This window comes from Wolbachia endosymbiont (group B) of Sphaerophoria taeniata, assembly GCF_947179355.1.
Lineage (GTDB): Bacteria > Pseudomonadota > Alphaproteobacteria > Rickettsiales > Anaplasmataceae > Wolbachia.
This window is the reverse complement of the sequence record NZ_CAMXAW010000001.1, coordinates 102664-122826: the sequence shown is the minus strand read 5'-3', so window position 1 is coordinate 122826 and position 20163 is coordinate 102664. Positions and strand designations below refer to the sequence as shown.

The following is a 20163-nucleotide window of genomic DNA, read 5'->3' as shown; positions in this document are numbered from 1 at the left end:
AAATAATGGATCAGCCACCAAGCCCTAAAGAGGCGCGCCAGTTCTCGACCCTACCAATAAATATGTTTTAAGATACTTGCCTGTAACGCTTTTTGGAGTCTGTGCAACTTTTTCTGGAGTTCCTACAGCAACCACTTCGCCACCTTTTACTCCACCCTCTGGACCAATATCTATTATGTAATCAGCAGTTTTTATAACATGTAAATTGTGCTCAATAACTATAACAGTATTTCCTAAATCAACTAGCCTATGGAGTATTTTCAGTAAATTATTTACATCTTCAAAATGTAACCCAGTTGTTGGCTCATCGAGAATATACAATGTTTTCCCGGTAAATCGCTTTGATAGTTCCTTAGACAGCTTTATTCGTTGTGCTTCACCCCCGGACAACGTTGTTGACGACTGTCCAAGCGTTATATAGCCAAGCCCTACTTCCTGTAAAGAAATCAACTTTTCCTTTATCATTGGAAGATTTTCAAAAAAGTCACATGCTTGATCTATTGTCATATCAAGCACATCAGAAATTGATTTTCCCTTGTAAGTAACTTCCAATGTTTCTCGGTTATACCTCTGTCCTCTACATTGCTCACATTTCACATAAACGTCCGGTAGGAAATGCATCTCGATCTTTAAATGCCCATCACCTTTACAAGCTTCACATCTTCCTCCCTTGGTATTAAATGAAAATCGGCCTATATTGTAACCTCGTGCCTTCGACTCTGGGAGACCTGCAAACCAATTTCTGATGTGAGTAAACATACCAACATATGTTGCTGGATTTGATGCTGGGGTCCTACCAATTGGCGATTGATCAACTTCTATAATTTTATCTATATACTCAAGGCCTTCTATTTTGTCGCATTGACCATGCCTTGCAGATGAATGATTTATCTTGTGTGCTGAGTATTTATATAATGTTTCTATCACTAAACTTGATTTCCCTCCTCCTGATATTCCAGTAACACAAATAAAATTCCCTATAGGAAATTCAACATTTATATTTTTTAAGTTGTTCTCACAAGCATTAATTACCTTTATGAACTGAGTTGTTTGCTTTCTTCTTTTTGAAATTGAAATTTCCTTCTTTCCACTTAAATACTGTCCTGTTATGCTTTCTGAATTTTTTTGTACCTGATCTGGTGTTCCTTCTGCAACGATTTTTCCTCCATTCACGCCAGCTCCAGGACCAATATCAATCACATAATCAGCAGCCATTATTGTGTCTTCATCATGTTCAACAACAATCACAGTATTACCCATGTCTCTCAGATTTTTAAGTGTGGTAATTAATCGATCATTATCACATTGATGAAGGCCAATTGAGGGCTCATCAAGCACGTATAGCACTCCTGTTAAACCAGAGCCAATTTGCGAAGCAAGCCTGATCCTCTGGCTTTCACCACCAGAGAGAGTGCTAGATTCACGGTCAAGTGTAAGGTAATTTAGCCCTACATTCTTTAAAAATGTCAGCCTTTTGATTATTTCGTTTAATATTTTATTTGAAATTTGCCTTTGTTGTTCTGTAAGTTTGTCTGATAAATTTCCAAACCACTTAAGGGATTCATCGATGCTGAGCCTTGATATTTCACCTATATGTTTTTCGTCAATTTTCACTGTAAGTGCTTCTTTTCTCAATCTATAGCCAGCACATTCTTTGCAGTCAGTAACAGAACAATACCTATCAATAAGTGATGCATCGTAATCCATCTGGCGTTCTAGGATACTGACCAAACCTTGAAATTTCATTTCTCTAGAGCCAAAAAGTATTAAATCCTTCACTTTTTGGTCTATATTCTTCCACTGAACATCAAGACTAAATTTGCAATTTTCAGCCAGTGATAGAATTGCATTTTTTAGCAATCCATAGTTTGTATGCACTTGACGGAACATTGATCCAATTGGCTTTAAAGCACCTTCAGATATCGAGAGCGTTTCGTCTGGCACTATTAGCTTTGCATCAACACTTAGTTTTTTACCGAGCCCACTGCATGAACTGCATGCACCGTAGGGGCTGTTAAAAGAAAACAATCTTGGCTCTATTTCTTCAAGAGTAAAGCCAGACTCAGGACATGCAAAATTCTCTGAGAAAGTTAAAGTTTGACCATTTTTATACTCGGAATTGTGGTTATCAGGTAAGTTCACTATTTCTGCATACATTAAGCCATGGCCCAGCCTCAATGCTGATTCTATACTGCCTGGTAGTCGATTTCCTATATCATCTGACATGGAGATTCTATCTGCAATAACAAAAATATCATGTTTCTTGTTTTTGTCGAGTTTAGGCAAGTCATCTATATTGTATGTTTCACCATCTATTTTTAGTCTCACGTAACCCTGCTTTTTAATTTCCAATATCTCTTTGAAGTGCTCTCCTTTTCTGCCACGCACAATAGGAGCAAGTATATATATTTTAGTTTCTAAAGGTAATGCTATAATAGTATCTACAATTTGAGATACAGCCTGTTTCGTTATTGGCAACCCAGTTACAGGCGAATAAGGTATTCCCACTCGTGCATATATCAAACGTACATAATCGTAAATTTCAGTAACGGTTCCAACAGTTGATCTTGGATTTTTTGAGATCGACTTTTGATTAATTGATATTGCAGGAGAGAGGCCTGTGATTGACTCAACATCTGGTTTATCTTGAATATTAAGAAATTGACGTGCATAAGCCGATAGACTTTCGACGTATCGGCGTTGGCCTTCTGCATAAATCGTATCGAATGCAAGGCTAGACTTACCAGAACCACTTAGTCCAGTTATAACAACTAACTTATTTTTTGGTATATTGACATCAATACCCTGCAAATTATGCTCTCTTGCACCTTTAACTCTGATCATACTTCATGTACCTTTGACCATTACAGCCTCAAAATACATAAACTCACAACAACTTGCTACTAATTTTTTTAACTGTTATGGAAAACGAAGTAGCATAACTAGTGCAAAACATTTTGCCACACAACTATATGAACATCTGTTTTCGCCAAGTTAGTTCGTACAACAAATGGTGTCATAAAAGTATGTTTTCTACAATCTCATCAAAAACATGCTTACCAATTTTTGGAAACAGGAAATTTTATTTTATATAAAATATAGAATTTTGATAAATTTAACTTTTTTGTGAGATTATGCAGTGATAAAAATAAATTGAGAGGGAAAGGTTGTGGCAATAGAGAAGGAGAAGTTTTTTGAAATAATAAATGAGGTAAGTAAAAGTGGAGGTTTGGATGAAGATAATTTACTTGAAAGAATAAAGAATGAGTTAAAAGGAAAAGATGCAGGAGAGTACAACAAGTTTAGTAAAAATTTTAGTAAAGAACATCAATTTAGTATAAAATTTTCAGAAGAAGCTGCAGAAGATTGGACGTTGTTACATCTTGCTGCAGCATGCAACAATCTTTTGATAGCGGAATTTCTAATGAAAAAGAAAGCAAGTGTTAGCGCTCGAGTAAAAGATGGTTCTAAAAATGATGGGCTAACTGCTTTGCATATTGCTGCTTCTTGTGGACATAAAGACATGGTAAAACGGTTACTAAATGACAATCGAGTCAATCCTTCATTAAAAAGTAAAAATAAGACTCCAAGAGAGATAGTTGGTAATACAGAGAATAAAGAAGCTATAGAGGAAATGTTAAAGAAAGCAGAACAAAATTTTTATACAAAGCATGAGAAAAAAACTGATGTATCAGCAGATGTTATAAATTCTGTGAAACAATACAATACCATACGTAGTGGTGAACAGGCTCCTGTGACGTGCGAAAGTAGTGACAGTATAGTAAGTGAGCAATACTTACATGCTGGTGTTAAGAATATGGTAGAAAAATTTGAGTCACCGCAAAGAGGAAGTGTTACATATAGTGGTAAACAGACTCCTATTGGTGAAAGCGTTAGTAGTGACGACAACGGTTTAGCACTTGAAACTACGTTTGATACTTCTTCCTACTCCGAAATAAATTACGACGGGGCAGCTAATGAAGTTGATAACCAAACTTTAGAAAGCCTGCAAACTCAAGTTCAGTTGAAAGATAGCCAAATTCGGAAGTTAGAAAAGCCAGGTAAAGAATTAAAACATGTTGAGAAAGAACTAGAAAAATCAAAGAGTGACGTAGCTGGACATGAGACTCGGTTAGAAATAGTTGATAAGCTCAGTAAAGAGAATCAATCACTAAAGCAAAAAATAAAAGATCTGGAAAACGAGAATACAACACTTAATAGTGAATTAAGCAAAACCAAAGCAAATAAAGTATTACTAGAAAAAACAGAAAAAAGACAACTGTCTTTCTTAAAAATTGCTTCTGTAAACTTTGCAATCATGTTGACAGTAGGTGTTGCCTTTAGTATAGCCTTCCAATTACCAATTCTATTGATGATTGCAACTTCTGTGATGTCTTCATTGATAGTCGGTGGAGTTACATACGCACTATCACCGCAACCTACTGAATTAAAAGAAGTAAGTATTCAATGCTCAATGCAACATGATGCTTGTAAAACTTAACTTGTGCGCTTCCTGGTAATTTTGATATAGTTATTTCAGTTGAAATCTACAGGTTTACAAATGGCAATCTTAAGTGTAAGAGAAGCTTTATGCACAGCGATCAGAGAAGAAATGCAAAATGACCCTGATATATTTATCATGGGTGAAGAAGTTGCAGAGTATGATGGTGCTTATAAAGTAACGAAAGGATTACTGAAAGAGTTTGGAGAAAATAGGGTAGTTGATACACCCATTACTGAACATGGATTTGCTGGTCTTGCTGTTGGAGCAGCATTTGCTGGACTGAGGCCAATAGTCGAGTTTATGACTTTTAATTTTTCTATGCAGGCTATCGACCAAATTGTGAATTCCGCAGCAAAAACAAATTATATGTCGGGTGGACAACTTGGATGCCCTATAGTATTTCGTGGACCAAATGGTGCTGCAGCAAGAGTTGCAGCACAACATTCTCAGTGCTTTGCATCTTGGTATTCGCATGTTCCAGGGTTGAAAGTAATAGCACCTTACTTTGCCTCCGATTGCAGAGGTCTGCTTAAAGCTGCAATTCGTGACCCTAATCCTGTAATATTTCTAGAAAACGAGATCGCTTATGGACATGAGCATGAAGTTCCTGACTCTGAGCTATCAAATAAAGATTATCTACTTGAGATAGGCAAAGCTGCTGTTATACGGGAAGGAAAGGATGTAACTATCACTGCTTTTTCATTGAAACTAATGGATGCGTTAAATGCAGCAGATTTACTCTCTAGTGAAGGAATAGAAGCTGAAGTTATCGACCTCAGAACCTTAAGACCACTTGACACTGAAACAGTTATTAACTCTATTAAGAAGACCAATAGATTAGTAAGCATAGAAGAGGGTTGGCCATTTGCAGGAATAGGAGCAGAACTCTCAGCCATGGTTATGGAACAAGGATTTGACTACCTTGACGCTCCGGTCGTAAGGGTAACCGGCAAGGATGTCCCCTTACCTTATGCTGCAAACCTAGAAAAGAAAGCATTACCACAAGTGGAAGATATAGTTGAAGCTGTGCACCAAGTCTGCTTTAGAAAGAAATAGTCCTATTGACTCTTTTTTTTATCTCCCGTTCCACATTCTTCCATAAAAGAGGCATTTGTAGAGTTTATACCACCCATTACTTTTATGACAATAGTTTTAGCGCCAAAAAACACAGCGCAAAATACACCGAGGGCGAAAAGAGCAGGCCACGGCATTCTACCAAATATTGCAAGTAAAGCTGCTCCTATTATCACTACGGTCATAAGCGGTCCACCTATTCCCCAAACGTAGCCAATAATATTACATATGTGCGACCCGAAGTTGCGATTTTGTGATGGTTAGATTCCATCTTCCCTAGACATCAGGGATAATGTATGTCTCACATTTTAAAGAATGGCAACCTTTAGGATGCAAGCATGAGATAAAAGCAGGTAATGCTAAACCTTATAGCAAACTCCTGCAAACAGAGTTAGATATGGTTACGAGAGAAACTTATGATTGAATTGTCGTTATATTGAATATGCGAAATTAAGGTTGTTTTACGCATAGACCAAAATGGTATGAAGCATACGAGGAATTAAAGTTAGATGTCTTTGATTATAGATGTTCTCAGCTTCCGGTAAAAAGTAAGAACCTAAGTCTAACACGAAACAAAATCGTGAAACGGGATAACCATATAGGTGCTCTTATATTCATTTGAATGTAAGTAGGCAGCCAGCCATAAGCACTTACATTGGAGGGATTGTCCAAGAAGCTAATGCCCAAAGTAATATTTGGGATATGCAGACGTGGACACTATAATTTGGAAGGTAAAGTGGTGAATAGTAGTAAATATGTTATAGACCAACAATTTGTTAGGTATGAATGGAATACAATTCCTTGGCGTAAAGTTGAGAAATTTGTATTTAAGCTACAAAAGCGAATTTACCAAGCTGCAATATGTAATGATAAGAAGAAGGTACATAAACTTCAAAGATTATTACTCAATTCAATAAGTGCAAAACTACTTGCTGTCAGAAAAGTAACTCAAGATAACAGAGGGAAGAAAACTGCAGGTATTGATGGAAAAGCAAATCTTAATCATAAAGAAAGATTGCAATTAGCATATTCTTTAAATGTTAGAGAAAAAGCGAAACCATCAAAACGTGTTTGGATTCCAAAACCTGGAAAACCAATAGAATATCGCCCTCTTGGTATACTTACTATCTCAGATAGGGCAAAAGAAACACTTATGAAAATGGCACTAGAGCCAGAGTGGGAGGTAGGATTTGAACCGAACATGTATGGTTTTAGACCTGGTAGGTCATGTCATGATGCTATTGAAGCCATATTTAATTCACTGAATTGGAAAACAGCGTACTGTTTAGATGCTGATATTTCTGGATGTTTTGATAATATTAATCAAAATGCTCTGTTGGAAAAACTTAACACTACACCAACCTTTAGAAGAATTATAAAAGGATGGTTAAGAGCTGGAGTAATGGAAAACAGAAAATTTGAATCCACAAAACGTGGTACAATTCAAGGAGGGACGATCTCACCGTTACTTGCTTGTGTTGCATTAAATGGATTAGAACAATATATCAAAGAAACGTTATGGAGTGAACTTCTTCAATATAGGAAGATGAAATGTGGTGTTGCAAGCAGTAGAGAAGCAAAAAGCTCATTAAGTGTAATTTTCTACGCAGATGACTTTATCATCATACATGAGAGTAAGGAAATCATTCTGAAGGCAAAAATGATAGTTGAAGAATGGCTCAAAACCATTGGACTAGAATTGAAACCTTCAAAAACAAAGATTTCTCATACTCAAAATGGAGAAAAGCCAGGATTTAATTTTCTTGGTTTCTCAATAAGGCATTACTCTACGAAAAATAATAAGAGGGGTTATAAATTATTAGTCAAACCAAGTCGTGAATCCAGAAAACAGCATACACTCACTATAAAACATAAGATTAGAGGATTAAGAGGATCAACACAAGAAACAGTAATAAGACAGCTTAACCCAATTACTAGAGGGTGGAGCAAATATTATTCTTCGGTTGTGTCAAACAAGACCTTTAGGTTTATTGACAGTGTAATGTTTAGAAACATCTGGAAGTGGGCAGTCTACAGGCACCCAACCAAAGGAAAATACTGGATTAAAAATAAATACTTTAAAAAGTATAAAAACGATAATTGGCGATTTATGACAAATAACAAAGTTCTTCTTATTAAGCACGGAGATCATGCTATTAAAAGGCATGTCAAAGTGAAAGGAACCAAGTCTCCATATGATGGCGATTGGGTTTATTGGGGTAATCGTTTAAGGAAGATACCAGATAAACTACCAAGAGTAATAAAATTGTTGAAGTTACAACAAGGTAAATGTGGTCATTGTCAACTTTGGTTTAAAAATGATGATATCTTAGAAACACATCATATTGACCGAAACAGACGTAATAATATGAAAAAGAATTTATCCTTGTTACATGGACATTGTCACGATGAATTACATAGAAAGTGTGCATGACAAGCACCAAATTATAGAGGAGCCGTATGAGGCGAAAGTCTCACGTACGGTTCTGAAGTCGAGTGGGGAGAGGCGACTTTTCCCACTTAGATAACTACTTGAGCAGTTGTATCGTCATTAGAGTTAGCAGCACTTCCAACATGAGAAAAAGAAATAAATAATACTATAAGTAGAATACAAAAAACCTTTCTAATTGTAGGGTTCATCCCTATACCTTAAGTTTAAATATTATAATTATATCTAAAATAGTATAATTTTCAGTAAAACTAGCATTGTGATTTATACAATATTGCATAGCAAATGATGTCTATTGGTTATCAATCACTGTCAATTACTTGAGAGCTTATTTCGACTTTCGAAAAAGAGCAATAACACCCATGAGTAAAATTTCACATTACCACTTTTATGTGTTATGATAAGCTTAAATTTATAAAGAAAATAAAATTGAAAGAATTGAGAGAGAACCGGATAGCAAGAACGAGAAAGTTTTTATCTTCACTGTTTTTTTTGCTACTAATTGCGCTATCAATACGTAGTTTTTTATTTGAGCCATTTCATATTCCTTCTGGTTCAATGAAAAGCACTCTACTTGAGGGAGATTATATTTTTACTAGTAAATATTCATATGGTTATAGTAAACACTCTTTTCCATTTTCTCCAAACATCTTTAGCGGTAGAATCTTTTATACCCCTCCGGAGCGTGGTGATATAATAGTTTTCAAGCCTACAAGAAATGACAGCATTAGATTTGTTAAGCGGGTAATAGGAATACCGGGCGATAAAGTGCAAATGATAGAGGGGGAGTTATATTTAAATGATCAGAAAGTAAAGCGAAGACAAATTGAAAATTTTTTTGATTATGAGTCAAAGCGTAATATAGCAAGATACATCGAAACACTCCCGAGCGGCAAGGAGCATGAAATTCTAATAGATAATCTTTCTAATAAGTTATCATACAATACTCCAGTTTATTATGTGCCTGATGATCAATTTTTTGTTATGGGAGACAATAGAAATAATTCTTTTGATAGCAGGTTTTCTGAGATTGGGTTAATACCAACTGAAAATATAGTTGGGCGCGTAAGCATGGTTGGTTTATCGTTTAAATTAGGCAAAGTTGATTGGTTGCCGTTTGATTTTAGGTTACCTATTGCTCTGAGATTTGACAGGGTACTTCACAAAGTTTTATGAACTCTATCTGTCTGCTGATTCGCATAATTCTAAAGCAGAGTTTTCTAACTCAGAGATAGCATTATTAATGTTGTCTAAGTCATTTTCCTGTAAAGCGTCTTTTGCGTTCTGTAGTAAAATTTTTAACTTTTGCTCAGTGGAAACATTTTCAACTAGATGTATGAGCTTGTTACCGTTAATTTTAGCCTCTGCAAGGGAACGAGCCTTCATGTCTTCATCAAAGTTACTTACTGACTGATTGACCATATCTTGAATATCTTCTTCACTTAAGCCAGAGCTTGAATTTATTTCAACTGTCTGTTCGACTCCAGTAGTTTTTTCTCTTGCAGTGACAGTCAATATTCCATCAATGCTAACTGTAAATCCTATTTCAACTTTTGCAGAACCTGCAGGCAATTGTGGTATACCTTTGAGTTCAAATAGTGCTAGAGATTTATTATCTTTTATCATTTCACGTTCTCCTTGACAAACGTGAATTTTCATTGCTGTTTGCCCGTTAGCGTAAGTTGTAAACTCTTTTATTTCTGAAACTGGTAGTGGTGTATTTCTTGGTATAATTTTTTCAACTATTCCCCCCATAGTTTCTATGCCAAGTGATAAAGGCAGCACATCAAGGAGAATATTCCTATCTTTTGAGTTTGAAGTTAAATAATGAGCCTGCAAAGCTGCCCCATTGGCAACTGCTTTGTCCGGATCCACATCATTCAGCACTTTATTGTCAAAGAGTTTGATTAGTGAATTTTGCACTAATGGCACTCTAGTTGCGCCACCAACTAAAATTACCCCTTTTATATCATCGATTTTAAGATCTATGTTGCTTATAGTACGAGTAACTATATTTATAGTCTTATTAACCAAAGGACTGATTGCTTGCTCGAATTCTTCTTTGGTAATTTTGCACTTAAATAATTCACCATTGATGCTGAATTCAAAAGTGCCAGAGGTATCTTCACTTAGGTACTCTTTTATAGCACGTATATTGCAGATACCAGTTTTAGTGTATGAATGTTGTAATTTGTAGGTAGTTGTATCAGATGGTGTCATTCCAGTGCTTGACACTGGAATCCAGTTCTTATTATATAACTTTCTGGTGTGTTCACTTGCAATCAAACTTTCTGGATCCCAGTGTCGGAGCACTGGGATGACACTAGAGCATTTTTTATTTAAACCTACCTGTTCTCTATACTTTTCAAGCACGATTAAACTAAGTAGATGATCAAAATCATCACCACCAAGTTTAGTATCACCACCAACTGCAAGAACTTGAAACACTCCTTGATGTAATTTTAATATTGAAATGTCAAATGTTCCACCACCGAGGTCATAAACTGCATATATGCCACTGTTATTGTTCTTTCCAATGGAGTAAGAAAGTGCTGCAGCGGTTGGTTCATTAATGAGGCGAAGAACATCTATGCCAGCTAATTTTGCTGCATATTTGGTTGCGTTACGTGCTGAATCATCAAAATAAGCTGGTACAGTAATCACTGCTTTGTTAACTTTCATCCCTGTGAATTTTTTTACCCTCTTGCATAGAGTTTTTAGTATCTCAGCAGAGATCTCAATAGGAGTGAGATACTTTTCTTCTGAGCATTTTACCCTAATAACTTTTTCACTTTCGTTATCTATTTCACAATTGATACCTTCTTTATGCAAGTCTTTAACACTTTTACCCATTAAGCGTTTTATAGAGCAGATAGCGTTTTCGCCAACATCGTAGCCTACTTTTAGTACATCCTTTTCATATGAAATGACAGAAGGTAATAGTTCACGACCTTGCTCATCTTTAAATATTTCTACATTGCCAGCTTTATTTACCATGGCAATTAAAGAGTTAGTAGTTCCAAGATCTATACCAAAAACTACCTCATTTGAACTTGGTTCAGAAATTTGAACTGGCCGCATTTTCCTTTATCTCCTCAAATGACTTATATAAATATCTCAATCTAAAAACTTGCGTAGCAGCTTCATCAAAATTTTTTGTAGCAAAAGCATTAATTAGGTTTTTAGTACAATCTTTTACCTTTTCATCAATCATCCTACTTGCAAATTGTAAATCATCGCAGTCTAGAAAGTATTCTCTTATTTCCATTGATTCATTTAATATTTCAGGATCAAGATGCTCTTTTTTGCTTTGTACGTCAAAAAGATCCAACAAATGTTCGGCACGCTTTAGCGGTGACTTCAGTACCTGATAAGCTTTGTTGATATTTTCCATATTTTTGGACTCTCTTTCATTTATATCAGTTTTGCTTAGCTCAATATATTTTTTCTCCAGCTTATCAAAGCTGATGTTAAAAGCCGGTTCAATTCCAAATAATGTGAAATGGTTGCTAGACATGAAAACTCTCTCCACAACCACATTTTCCTTTCTCATTAGGATTTTTGAAAATAAAACCTGATGAGAATTTTTCCTCTACATAATCCATTTCAGAGCCAAGGATAAACATGATAGATTTTGGATCGATCAGCACCTTGACTTTTTGATCATCACTGCAGCTTTCTTCAATTACCGACTCCAAAGGACGAACATCATATGCATATTCAATATCATATTTTAAACCAGAGCATCCTTTTTGCTTAATTAGAACTCTTATTCCTATTGCTTCTTCAAGGTTAGCATGCTTCTTTTTGTCCAATAAAAACCTTACCCTCTCTACTGCATTTGCAGTTAGAGTGATAGGTTTTTTAACAGAATTTACTCCTTGAAATTCACTCATATTCCTCAATGTTTTTGTTTATTTTGATAATCATGAATAGCAGCTTTTATAGCATCCTCAGCAAGTACTGAACAGTGTATCTTTACTGGCGGCAAAGACAATTCTTCCACTATTTGAGTATTCTTTATCTTTGTTACATTCTCAATAGTTTTTCCTTTGATCATTTCTGTAAGCAAAGAACTTGAAGCTATAGCAGAACCACAACCAAAAGTTTTAAATTTTGCGTCTTCAATAACACCTTTATCGTTGACCTTTATTTGCAGTTTCATTACATCTCCGCATGATGGTGCACCAACTAAACCAGTACCAACATTTGGATCATTTTTATCCAGAGAACCAACATTCCTTGGATTTTCGTAATGATCTAAAATTTTCTCATTATAACTCATAGAACTACCCGTAAACCATTACTTACATTATAACATATTTAGGTTAAAAACTAAAGTAAAATACACTAGCAAGCGGTACATTTTACTCACAAAATATATAGGTTACTAGTGTATTTACTTTACAAATACATATAGTGCATGTCATTCTTTATATGGTAATTTTAGAAGGAGTATTTCTTGAGTTTATTAAGTAATCTTTATCAAGGACTATTAAAAACCTCCTCCCGTTTTAGTGATGGAGTAAAAAATATTTTTTCTGGCAAAAAAAAATTAGATCAGTCGCTTTTAGATGATCTGGAAGAGCTGCTGATCAGCATGGACATAGGTCATAAAACTTCTAGATTGCTTATTGATAAGCTCGCAAGTATCAAATTTGAATCAGAAGTTGAACATAACATTATCACACAGCAGTTAATGAGCGAAATAGAAACAATATTAAACCCTGTTGTGCAGCCGCTCATTTTGAATAAAAAACCACACATAATAATGGTATGCGGAGTGAATGGTAATGGAAAAACTACAACTATAGGTAAACTTGCCTATAAATATAAGGAAAAAGGAAAATCCGTTATGCTTGTTGCGTGCGACACATTCAGAGCTGCTGCGAGTGAGCAATTAAATATTTGGGCAGAACGTTCTGATTGCTCTATTGTTACTGGAGAGCACGGTAGCGATTCTGCAAGTGTTGCATATAGAGCTGTAAATCAAGCGATAAAAGATAGCGTTGATGTTGTTTTGATTGATACAGCGGGAAGGCTACAAAACAATGTAAATCTCATGCAAGAGCTGTCAAAAATACATAGAACGATAAAGAAATTGGATGATACTGCTCCTCATGATGTTATTTTAGTTCTTGATGCAACTACTGGCCAAAATGCTTATAGCCAATTAGAGGCCTTTAGTAAAATGGTTGGTGTTACCGGGTTAATTGTAACAAAGCTAGATGGTACTGCCAAAGGTGGAGTAGTGATTGGGCTTGCAGAAGCTTATAAGGTGAAATTACACGCTATAGGAATTGGTGAAAGTATAGAAGACCTGAGGGAATTTACTGGCAAAGAGTTTGCTGAAGCGCTGTTTAAATCTGATTGAAGATCTCTTTAATTTTCTCATATGACCAAGCTTAATTATCATGAGAAGCCGTTTTTAGATGGTATCATTCCAGTACTTCCTATTTGAGTAGCCTTTTCTTGTCATCCCAGTCTGGGATCCAGATTGCAAGTGGGTTGGGTGAGCCGTTAACGTATAAAAATTACTTCCGCATATTTTCAATCTCATTATAATTACAAATAGAGATATTTTAAGAGCTCAAAATCTATCTTTAGTCTGCAGACTTTTTAATCAAACTTATTAAAAAATGTATTCTTCAGTGTATATCTGTCGTATGTGCACTGCATTTTTTTCTAACTCTTTTTTATACAGGAGGATTTTATGTCCAGAATTCCAGATACTTGACCTTTACTTTAGCTAAAAACCAACTGGTACCTATGGTTTTAGAAAGTGTAGGAAATAGAAACGTTTCTGTTTTTTGAGTAATTAAAAACCACTTCAGCTTGTCACTCATGCCTAAAAAGTTACTATATTAATGTAATATTGATACTTGTATACCAACATAAATATATTTTAAAAATTTAAGGAGTATATTATGACAATTTCTACCACAAATTAGTGAGAAATTAGCAGCTAGCGCAAAAAGTCTCTATGATGAGAGCGAAAAATTATCGCTTATATCAGATGAAATATATAATCAAGATCCAATGAATTTTTAATTACAGTAAAAACAGTAAAAAAAGAAGCCAGTGTCACCTACTCAGATGACATTATGGAAGCTGGGATAACATCCTTCCCACAAGCAAAATGTTCATGCAGATAATATTTAACTGTGATTGAAGATCTCTTTTAACTCTTTTATATGACCAAGCTTAATTATCTCAATATCATGAGAAGAATAATTGCCATTTTTAGGCATAATCGCTTTTTTAAATCCTAATTTTTGTGCTTCCCTTAGCCTGAGATCAGCATGCGAAACATTTCTAATTTCTCCTGAAAGTGCAACCTCACCGCAGATTATTGAAGAAGTTGGTAGCGGTAAATTTACTAAACTTGAAATAAGAGAAGCAGCAACAGCAAGATCAGCTGATGGTTCCTGTATTTTGAGTCCTCCTGCAATGTTTAGGTATACTTCTTTATCATGCAAAAACATTTTACAACGAGCACTTAGAACCGCGATTATCATAGCTAATCTATTAATATCCCAACCAACTACTGCTCTTCTTGGAGTTGCCATATTAGTCCTTGCTATTAATGCTTGCACTTCCATTAAGATTGGTCTTGAGCCTTCAACTCCTGCAAATACGGCGCTGCCAACTACTTCTCTATCATGTACGGTCAAGAATAATGATGATGGATTATCAACAGGCATGAGTCCTGCTTTAGACATCTCAAAAACACCAATTTCATTTGCAGGGCCAAATCTATTTTTAATAGTACGTAAAATGCGATATTGATTACTATTTTCACCCTCAAAATATAGTACTGTATCTACCATATGCTCCAGGGTTTTAGGTCCCGCTATTTGTCCATCTTTCGTTATATGGCCAACTATTAAGAGAGAAACACCATATTGCTTTGCAAGAACAGTCAATTCATGAGCGCAGGTACGGACTTGAGTTACAGTTCCTGGTGCTGATGTGACTTTGCTATCATACATAGTTTGTATAGAATCAATTATCAAGAACTTAATACTTTTATTTTTCCTTATTGTTGCTACTACATCAGTTAAAGATACTGTAGATAAAAGCTTAATTTTAGGTTCATTTATCTTAAGACGCTTTGCTCTGAGGCTCACTTGCTCTAAAGATTCCTCGCCAGATACATAAAGACATTCAAAAGAGGAAAGTTGTACAACATTAGCTGCAATCCTAAGCAAAAGAGTAGATTTTCCAATTCCAGGTTCACCACCAATTAAAATGCTAGCACCTTGAACGATACCTCCACCAAAAACTCTATCTAACTCTTCTATTCCTGTTAAAAAACGATCGGGGGTAATAATTTCACTATCTGATAACGCTTTTATTGAAATTGGTGCAGATGTACTTCTCGTTTCTGTTTTTAGTACTATTTCTTCGACAACCGTATCCCAACTGTCACATGCAATACACCTTCCTACCCACCTTCCAGTGCTATGACCGCAAAATTGACATACGTATGCAGTTTTCATAAAAGCCAAAATTATAATTGTAATAAAAATTAGCTAAATAAGTGAAATAAATTTAAATAGAGAAAATTACCAATCACACTTTTTATCTTGTGGTTTTATTTGCAATATTGCTACTAAGCTGACTAATAAGCAAAAAATTACATAAAGCCCAGCAGCAAAGTCTATTTTAGGAAACATTATAGTAAACCAAGTGCATATCATAGGAGTAAATCCTCCATGCAAGGCAAAAGAGATGTTGCGTGATAAGCTAACACCACTAAATCTAACATTAGTAGGAAAAAGCTCAGCAGTAACTATCCCTATAGGATTAATACCCCTCTCGATTATAGAAAGAGCCATAACACTCAACATGATTATAAGATAGCTTTTATAGTAATATGCAATAGATAACATAGGACAACATAATACCATTGTTATCACTATAAATAAGATTGCAGTGCGTTCTCTTCCTGTTTTATCAGCTAAAATTCCAAGCACTATTGAAGATATCGGCATTAATATACTGGTTATAATGAGTACAACTTCGTTGACATACGTTGTTACATAAGTTTCAACAGACACTATTTCTTTTGCAATTGTTCTAAGAAATATGGTAAATCCAACAGCAACATTAACAGGTACAGATATTAAAATGGCAAGTATCAGGGCTCTTTTATAGCGTTTTGTAAGCTCTATTATTGGTAAATTAGGTAAATTTCTTTGTTCTCGATTTTTTTCATACACTGGAGTTTCTCCTAGTGTATATATACTATATGCGCTTATTAATCCTAAAATGGCTGAAAAAATAAACGGCAGCCTCCAACCCCAAGCGTTAAAATTAGTGGTTTTTTTACAGATGATCACTGCAACCACAGAGAGCAATATGCCAATAGAGCGACCAAAACTTATTATTCCAAAAAACATTCCTAGTTTTTTCTTATTAGGTAAATGCTCTATGAGATAAACAGAGCTACCTCCTTGCTCAGCGCCAAGTGCAACCCCTTGTATCAGATGGATTGTAAGAAGCAACATAGTAGAGGTTATTCCTATTTTACTATAACTTGGAATAAACGCAACGAGACTAGAAGGAATCGATATTAGCAAGATAGCAATCGTTAACGCCATTCTCCTTCCATACCTATCACCAATGTGACCAAATACAGATGCACCAAGTGGTCTTACCATTGCACCCAGTCCTGCAATTCCAAACAATTGCAATATGCTGTAGTAGATATCTTTTGCATAACAAAATTCTCTACTAATTATATTAACCAGATCAATAAAGAGCATATGGTCATACCATATTGCGATTCTACAGAGTATTGTTGCAATCAATACTCTTGTTTGTTGATTGTACACTTAGTTTAATTTGTAAATGTCTACTTATTTTTATTTTGGCTGCTTTTTAGAACTTTGCAACTCAAGCGTATGGCTTATATGTAAATATTATTAAAATTGGAACTTGCATAACCAGCCAGTCTGGGATCAAATAAAAAAATCTGGTCATCCGCTGGAATGACATGGTGGAATGTCCTTCTTGTCATTCCAGTACTCCTTTTCTTGTCATCCCAGTGCTCCGACACTGGGATCCATTTTTCCATCATCAGAAACGTTGATTACTTTTATACTCGTAAATTTAAATGGATCCCAGTGTCGGAGCACTGGGATGACACCTCTCTTAAATTACTTTAGCTACAAATATCAAGAAATTTACCAAGTAGAAAAAAGACAAAAGAAACCCCCTATTAGCTAGCTCTAATCCTGAAAATTGGCCTGTCTTAAACAGCCCGTTTCAGCTTATATGGTTAAAAAACTGGAAGTTTTGTAAAGAAATAAGATGCACATAGTGCAAAAAATTAAAAATAAGACGACAACTGCGTTATGCTTTTGTCGTTTAATCTCCACAGACGAAGATAAATAGTATAGCGTTATCCTTATGGTAAGGGAGTTGGGAAAATTTGTAAAGTAGGCTCTTTCATTAGGTTTTTTGCTAACATTAAAACAATTCACTTAAAAAACTGAGAAGACCATTAAAATATTTTTTTACTTTTTATTCTATATATTTCAACATATTACCTTTAAGTACTAATAATTATGGCATTATTGATAGTTGAGTCGCCGGCAAAGGCAAAGACGATAGGTAAATATTTGAGTAAAGAATTTAAAGTGGCTGCATCCTTTGGCCACGTCAGAGATCTGCCAGCGAAGAATGGTTCTGTTGATCCTGATAATGACTTTGCCATGAAGTATGAGATTATTGAAAAAGCAGAAAAGTATGTAAAAGAGTTAGTCAAGGAAGCTAGTAAAACATCAGATATATACCTTGCAACAGATCCAGACAGAGAAGGGGAAGCAATAGCTTGGAATGTGATAGAGGCACTAAAGGAAAGAAAAGCAATCAATGATGAAAGCAACATTCATAGAGTAGTCTTTAACGAAATAACAAAAAGAGCAGTGCAAGAAGCTATAAAAAATCCACGTGAAATTAATATGGACTTAGTGCGTGCACAGCAAGCACGCAGAGCTTTGGATTATCTAGTTGGATTTAGCTTGTCACCGCTGCTGTGGACAAAATTGTCGGGAAGCAAATCTGCAGGGCGAGTGCAGTCTGTTGCATTAAAGCTTATATGCGAACGAGAGGATGAAATCAGTAAGTTTATAACACAGGAGTATTGGAGCATAAAGGCAGAAATGCAAAATAGCAAAGATGAGGCTTTTTTTGCTATGCTAAGCCACTATGACAATAAAAAGCTAGAAAAATTTGATATTAAGAATGAAGAAGAGGCAAAGAACTTAGTCAGGGAGATCGAGTCAAGGCAGTATGCTGTAAGCACAGTAGAACGCAAGCAAGTTAAGAGAAACCCGCTTCCTCCATTTATCACCTCAAGTCTTCAGCAAGATGCAGTGAATAAACTGTATTTTAATGTGAAAAATGTTATGCGAGTAGCGCAAAATTTATATGAAGGTATCAATATTGGTGGTGAAACCGTAGGATTGATAACTTACATGCGTACAGATGGGTTTCATATTGCAGATGAGGCTATAAACTCAATCAGGGGATCAATTAAGTCATTATATGGTGATAAATATTTACCGCAGTCTCCTCGTAAATATGTAAAAAAGGTCAAAAATGCTCAAGAAGCACATGAAGCAATTCGTCCAACTGATATTAATAGAACGCCGGGTAGTATTAAGGATTACTTAACGCCAGAGCAATTTAAATTGTACGATTTAATCTGGAAAAGAACCATTGCAAGTCAAATGGAATCAGCGATTCTTGATCAAGTGGTAGTTGAAATTAGTTCTATTGACCAGAAAGTGATTCTGCGGGCAAGTGGATCAAGTATATTCTTTGATGGTTTTTATAAAGTCTATCAAGATAACATGGAAGCCGAAAATGAAGTCCTGCTACCTGCCATGAAGGAAGGGGAAGCATGTAAGCTGATTTCAGTTGAGCCAAAACAGCATTTTACTCAACCGCCACCTCGTTATAGTGAAGCGAGTATAGTAAAAAAAATGGAAGAAATCGGTATAGGTCGCCCGTCAACTTATGCAACAATTATTTCAGTATTACAAGATCGTGAGTATGTTTCATTGGATAACAAAAGATTTATTCCAAGCAGCCGCGGTAAAATCGTTACTATATTTTTAGAAACTTTTTTTCAGCGTTGTGTAGAGTATGACTTTACAGCACAAATGGAAGAAAGGCTTGATTCAATCTCAAATGGACATGCAGATTGGAAAAAAGAACTAGGCTATTTTTGGGTGCCATTTTTTAATCATGTAAATTCTGTTAAGCAAATGACACATGATGAGATTTTTAGTGGTATTCATGATTTGGTAGTCAATTGGTTTTGCTCAGAGGAAGGAAAGGAAGAAATAGGTAAAAAATGTCCTAATTGCTCTGGTGGTATATTGAAATTAAATTTTGGAAAAGCCGGTGTGTTTCTTGGATGTTCTAACTATCCTGAATGCAACCATACAAAAGAAATTACGGGCAGTAATGACAATTCAGAATATCCAAAAAGTTTGGGTATAGATGATGTGACAGGCCAAGAGGTAATGATCAAAAAAGGTCCTTTTGGACTTTATCTGGAGTTTAATAGTGAGTCAGAAAAGAAAAAAAAGATTTCTGTACCAAAAGATATAAATGTTAATGATATTGATCTAAATACCGCCACTCGATTACTTTCCCTGCCGAAAATAATCGGAGAGCACCCTGAAACTGGAAAGGAAGTAAAAATAGGTCTTGGACGATTTGGGTACTATATTCTCTATGATGGTCGATACTTTTCTCTTAAAAAAAGCTCTAAGGAGGTATTAGACACACAATTAAACGAAGCTATACAAATTATTGAGAGCAGCCCACGCAAAGAGCTAAAATCTCTTGGTTTTAATGAAAAGGGAAAAGAAGTTTTTATCTGCAACGGTAGGTACGGATTCTATATAAAATGCGGTAAAACAAACGTTGCTTTGGGCAAGAATGCAGATATTGAAAGTATAGATCTGAAGAAGGCTTTAGAGTTAATTAAGAATAAAAAATAGACTTCTTGCATAACCATTCTTTATATGTTCTTTATTGTTGTTCCAGCCCTACACGCTGGAACTGAGAAAAAAAGAGACTGAACTGACAGGAAAGAAGTTACTGCGGCCGC

At 35.4% G+C, this 20163-nt stretch carries 14 protein-coding genes and 2 pseudogenes; 7 read left to right on the top strand and 9 right to left on the bottom strand.

Annotated features, from left to right (window positions below; genetic code table 11):
* Positions 1–24: 24 nt before the first annotated feature.
* A complete protein-coding gene (gene uvrA / locus ONG75_RS00615; RefSeq protein WP_264375493.1) occupies positions 25–2844 on the bottom strand; it encodes an excinuclease ABC subunit UvrA in 2820 nt (939 codons plus the stop codon).
* Positions 2845–3169: 325 nt separating this feature from the next.
* Here uvrA and ONG75_RS00610 point away from each other — a divergent pair, with 325 nt between their 5' ends.
* Both ONG75_RS00610 and ONG75_RS00605 read left to right on the top strand, forming a co-directional pair.
* On the top strand, positions 3170–4501 hold the full coding sequence (locus tag ONG75_RS00610; protein ID WP_264375492.1) for an ankyrin repeat domain-containing protein: 1332 nt from the start codon (positions 3170–3172) through the stop codon (positions 4499–4501).
* A gap of 60 nt (positions 4502–4561) precedes the next feature.
* On the top strand, positions 4562–5560 hold the full coding sequence (locus ONG75_RS00605) for a pyruvate dehydrogenase complex E1 component subunit beta (RefSeq protein ID WP_264375491.1): 999 nt from the start codon (positions 4562–4564) through the stop codon (positions 5558–5560).
* Between the two features lie 2 nt (positions 5561–5562).
* Here ONG75_RS00605 and ONG75_RS00600 read toward each other — a convergent pair.
* A pseudogene (locus ONG75_RS00600) lies at positions 5563–5811 on the bottom strand (TrbC/VirB2 family protein); the annotation flags it as partial.
* Positions 5812–5870: 59 nt separating this feature from the next.
* Between ONG75_RS00600 and ONG75_RS00595 the strand changes: the two are divergent.
* Positions 5871–6002 carry a hypothetical protein gene (locus ONG75_RS00595; RefSeq protein WP_255521118.1) on the top strand — a complete coding sequence of 44 codons (132 nt, stop codon included), beginning with the start codon at positions 5871–5873 and terminating at the stop codon, positions 6000–6002.
* Between the two features lie 255 nt (positions 6003–6257).
* Positions 6258–8012 (top strand): reverse transcriptase domain-containing protein, encoded by a 1755-nt coding sequence (locus ONG75_RS00590; RefSeq protein ID WP_214303292.1) that lies wholly within the window; start codon positions 6258–6260, stop codon positions 8010–8012.
* A 92-nt stretch (positions 8013–8104) separates the two neighbouring features.
* Here ONG75_RS00590 and ONG75_RS07855 read toward each other — a convergent pair.
* A pseudogene (locus ONG75_RS07855) lies at positions 8105–8218 on the bottom strand (TrbC/VirB2 family protein); the annotation flags it as partial.
* Positions 8219–8417: 199 nt separating this feature from the next.
* Between ONG75_RS07855 and lepB the strand changes: the two are divergent.
* Complete coding sequence (lepB, locus tag ONG75_RS00585; RefSeq protein ID WP_064085447.1) at positions 8418–9203, top strand: signal peptidase I; 786 nt, start codon at positions 8418–8420, stop codon at positions 9201–9203.
* A 3-nt stretch (positions 9204–9206) separates the two neighbouring features.
* Here the strand turns inward: lepB and ONG75_RS00580 are convergent, their stop codons facing one another.
* Genes ONG75_RS00580 through iscU form a run of 4 tightly spaced genes read right to left on the bottom strand, consistent with a single transcriptional unit; the run spans position 9207 to position 12312 of the window.
* A complete protein-coding gene (locus tag ONG75_RS00580; RefSeq protein ID WP_264375490.1) occupies positions 9207–11108 on the bottom strand; it encodes an Hsp70 family protein in 1902 nt (633 codons plus the stop codon).
* Positions 11086–11544, bottom strand: a complete 459-nt coding sequence (locus ONG75_RS00575; RefSeq protein WP_264375489.1) for an iron-sulfur cluster co-chaperone HscB C-terminal domain-containing protein — start codon at positions 11542–11544, stop codon at positions 11086–11088. The genes ONG75_RS00580 and ONG75_RS00575 overlap by 23 nt, the downstream gene beginning before the upstream one ends.
* Positions 11537–11923 (bottom strand): HesB/IscA family protein, encoded by a 387-nt coding sequence (locus tag ONG75_RS00570; RefSeq protein ID WP_006012614.1) that lies wholly within the window; start codon positions 11921–11923, stop codon positions 11537–11539. The genes ONG75_RS00575 and ONG75_RS00570 overlap by 8 nt, the downstream gene beginning before the upstream one ends.
* Positions 11924–11928: 5 nt before the next feature.
* The gene (iscU, locus tag ONG75_RS00565) at positions 11929–12312 is read right to left on the bottom strand and encodes a Fe-S cluster assembly scaffold IscU (protein WP_007302620.1); all 384 of its coding nucleotides are present in this window, start codon (positions 12310–12312) and stop codon (positions 11929–11931) included.
* A 177-nt stretch (positions 12313–12489) separates the two neighbouring features.
* Here iscU and ftsY point away from each other — a divergent pair, with 177 nt between their 5' ends.
* Entirely contained in the window at positions 12490–13401 is a 912-nt protein-coding gene (ftsY, locus tag ONG75_RS00560; protein WP_264375488.1) for a signal recognition particle-docking protein FtsY, read from the top strand.
* Positions 13402–14185: 784 nt separating this feature from the next.
* Here ftsY and radA read toward each other — a convergent pair.
* Positions 14186–15529: a DNA repair protein RadA gene (gene radA / locus ONG75_RS00555; RefSeq protein ID WP_052264751.1), complete on the bottom strand. Its 1344-nt coding sequence runs from the start codon at positions 15527–15529 to the stop codon at positions 14186–14188.
* Between the two features lie 66 nt (positions 15530–15595).
* Positions 15596–16867, bottom strand: coding sequence for an MFS transporter (locus tag ONG75_RS00550; protein ID WP_264375487.1), 1272 nt, complete (start codon positions 16865–16867; stop codon positions 15596–15598).
* 735 nt (positions 16868–17602) lie between these two features.
* On the opposite strand from ONG75_RS00550, the gene topA reads away from it, so the two are divergent.
* Positions 17603–20053, top strand: coding sequence for a type I DNA topoisomerase (gene topA / locus ONG75_RS00545; RefSeq protein WP_264375486.1), 2451 nt, complete (start codon positions 17603–17605; stop codon positions 20051–20053).
* Positions 20054–20163 lie beyond the last annotated feature (110 nt).

Bases quoted from the DNA above. Each gene is read 5' to 3' on its own strand.
- lepB (WP_064085447.1), top strand. From the start codon at position 8,418: ATGTGTTATGATAAGCTTAAATTTATAAAGAAAATAAAATTGAAAGAA.
- uvrA (WP_264375493.1), bottom strand. From the start codon at position 2,844: ATGATCAGAGTTAAAGGTGCAAGAGAGCATAATTTGCAGGGTATTGAT.
- ONG75_RS00595 (WP_255521118.1), top strand. From the start codon at position 5,871: ATGTATGTCTCACATTTTAAAGAATGGCAACCTTTAGGATGCAAGCAT.
- iscU (WP_007302620.1), bottom strand. From the start codon at position 12,312: ATGAGTTATAATGAGAAAATTTTAGATCATTACGAAAATCCAAGGAAT.
- topA (WP_264375486.1), top strand. From the start codon at position 17,603: ATGGCATTATTGATAGTTGAGTCGCCGGCAAAGGCAAAGACGATAGGT.
- ONG75_RS00605 (WP_264375491.1), top strand. From the start codon at position 4,562: ATGGCAATCTTAAGTGTAAGAGAAGCTTTATGCACAGCGATCAGAGAA.
- ONG75_RS00580 (WP_264375490.1), bottom strand. From the start codon at position 11,108: ATGCGGCCAGTTCAAATTTCTGAACCAAGTTCAAATGAGGTAGTTTTT.
- ONG75_RS00575 (WP_264375489.1), bottom strand. From the start codon at position 11,544: ATGTCTAGCAACCATTTCACATTATTTGGAATTGAACCGGCTTTTAAC.
- radA (WP_052264751.1), bottom strand. From the start codon at position 15,529: ATGAAAACTGCATACGTATGTCAATTTTGCGGTCATAGCACTGGAAGG.
- ONG75_RS00590 (WP_214303292.1), top strand. From the start codon at position 6,258: ATGCCCAAAGTAATATTTGGGATATGCAGACGTGGACACTATAATTTG.
- ONG75_RS00570 (WP_006012614.1), bottom strand. From the start codon at position 11,923: ATGAGTGAATTTCAAGGAGTAAATTCTGTTAAAAAACCTATCACTCTA.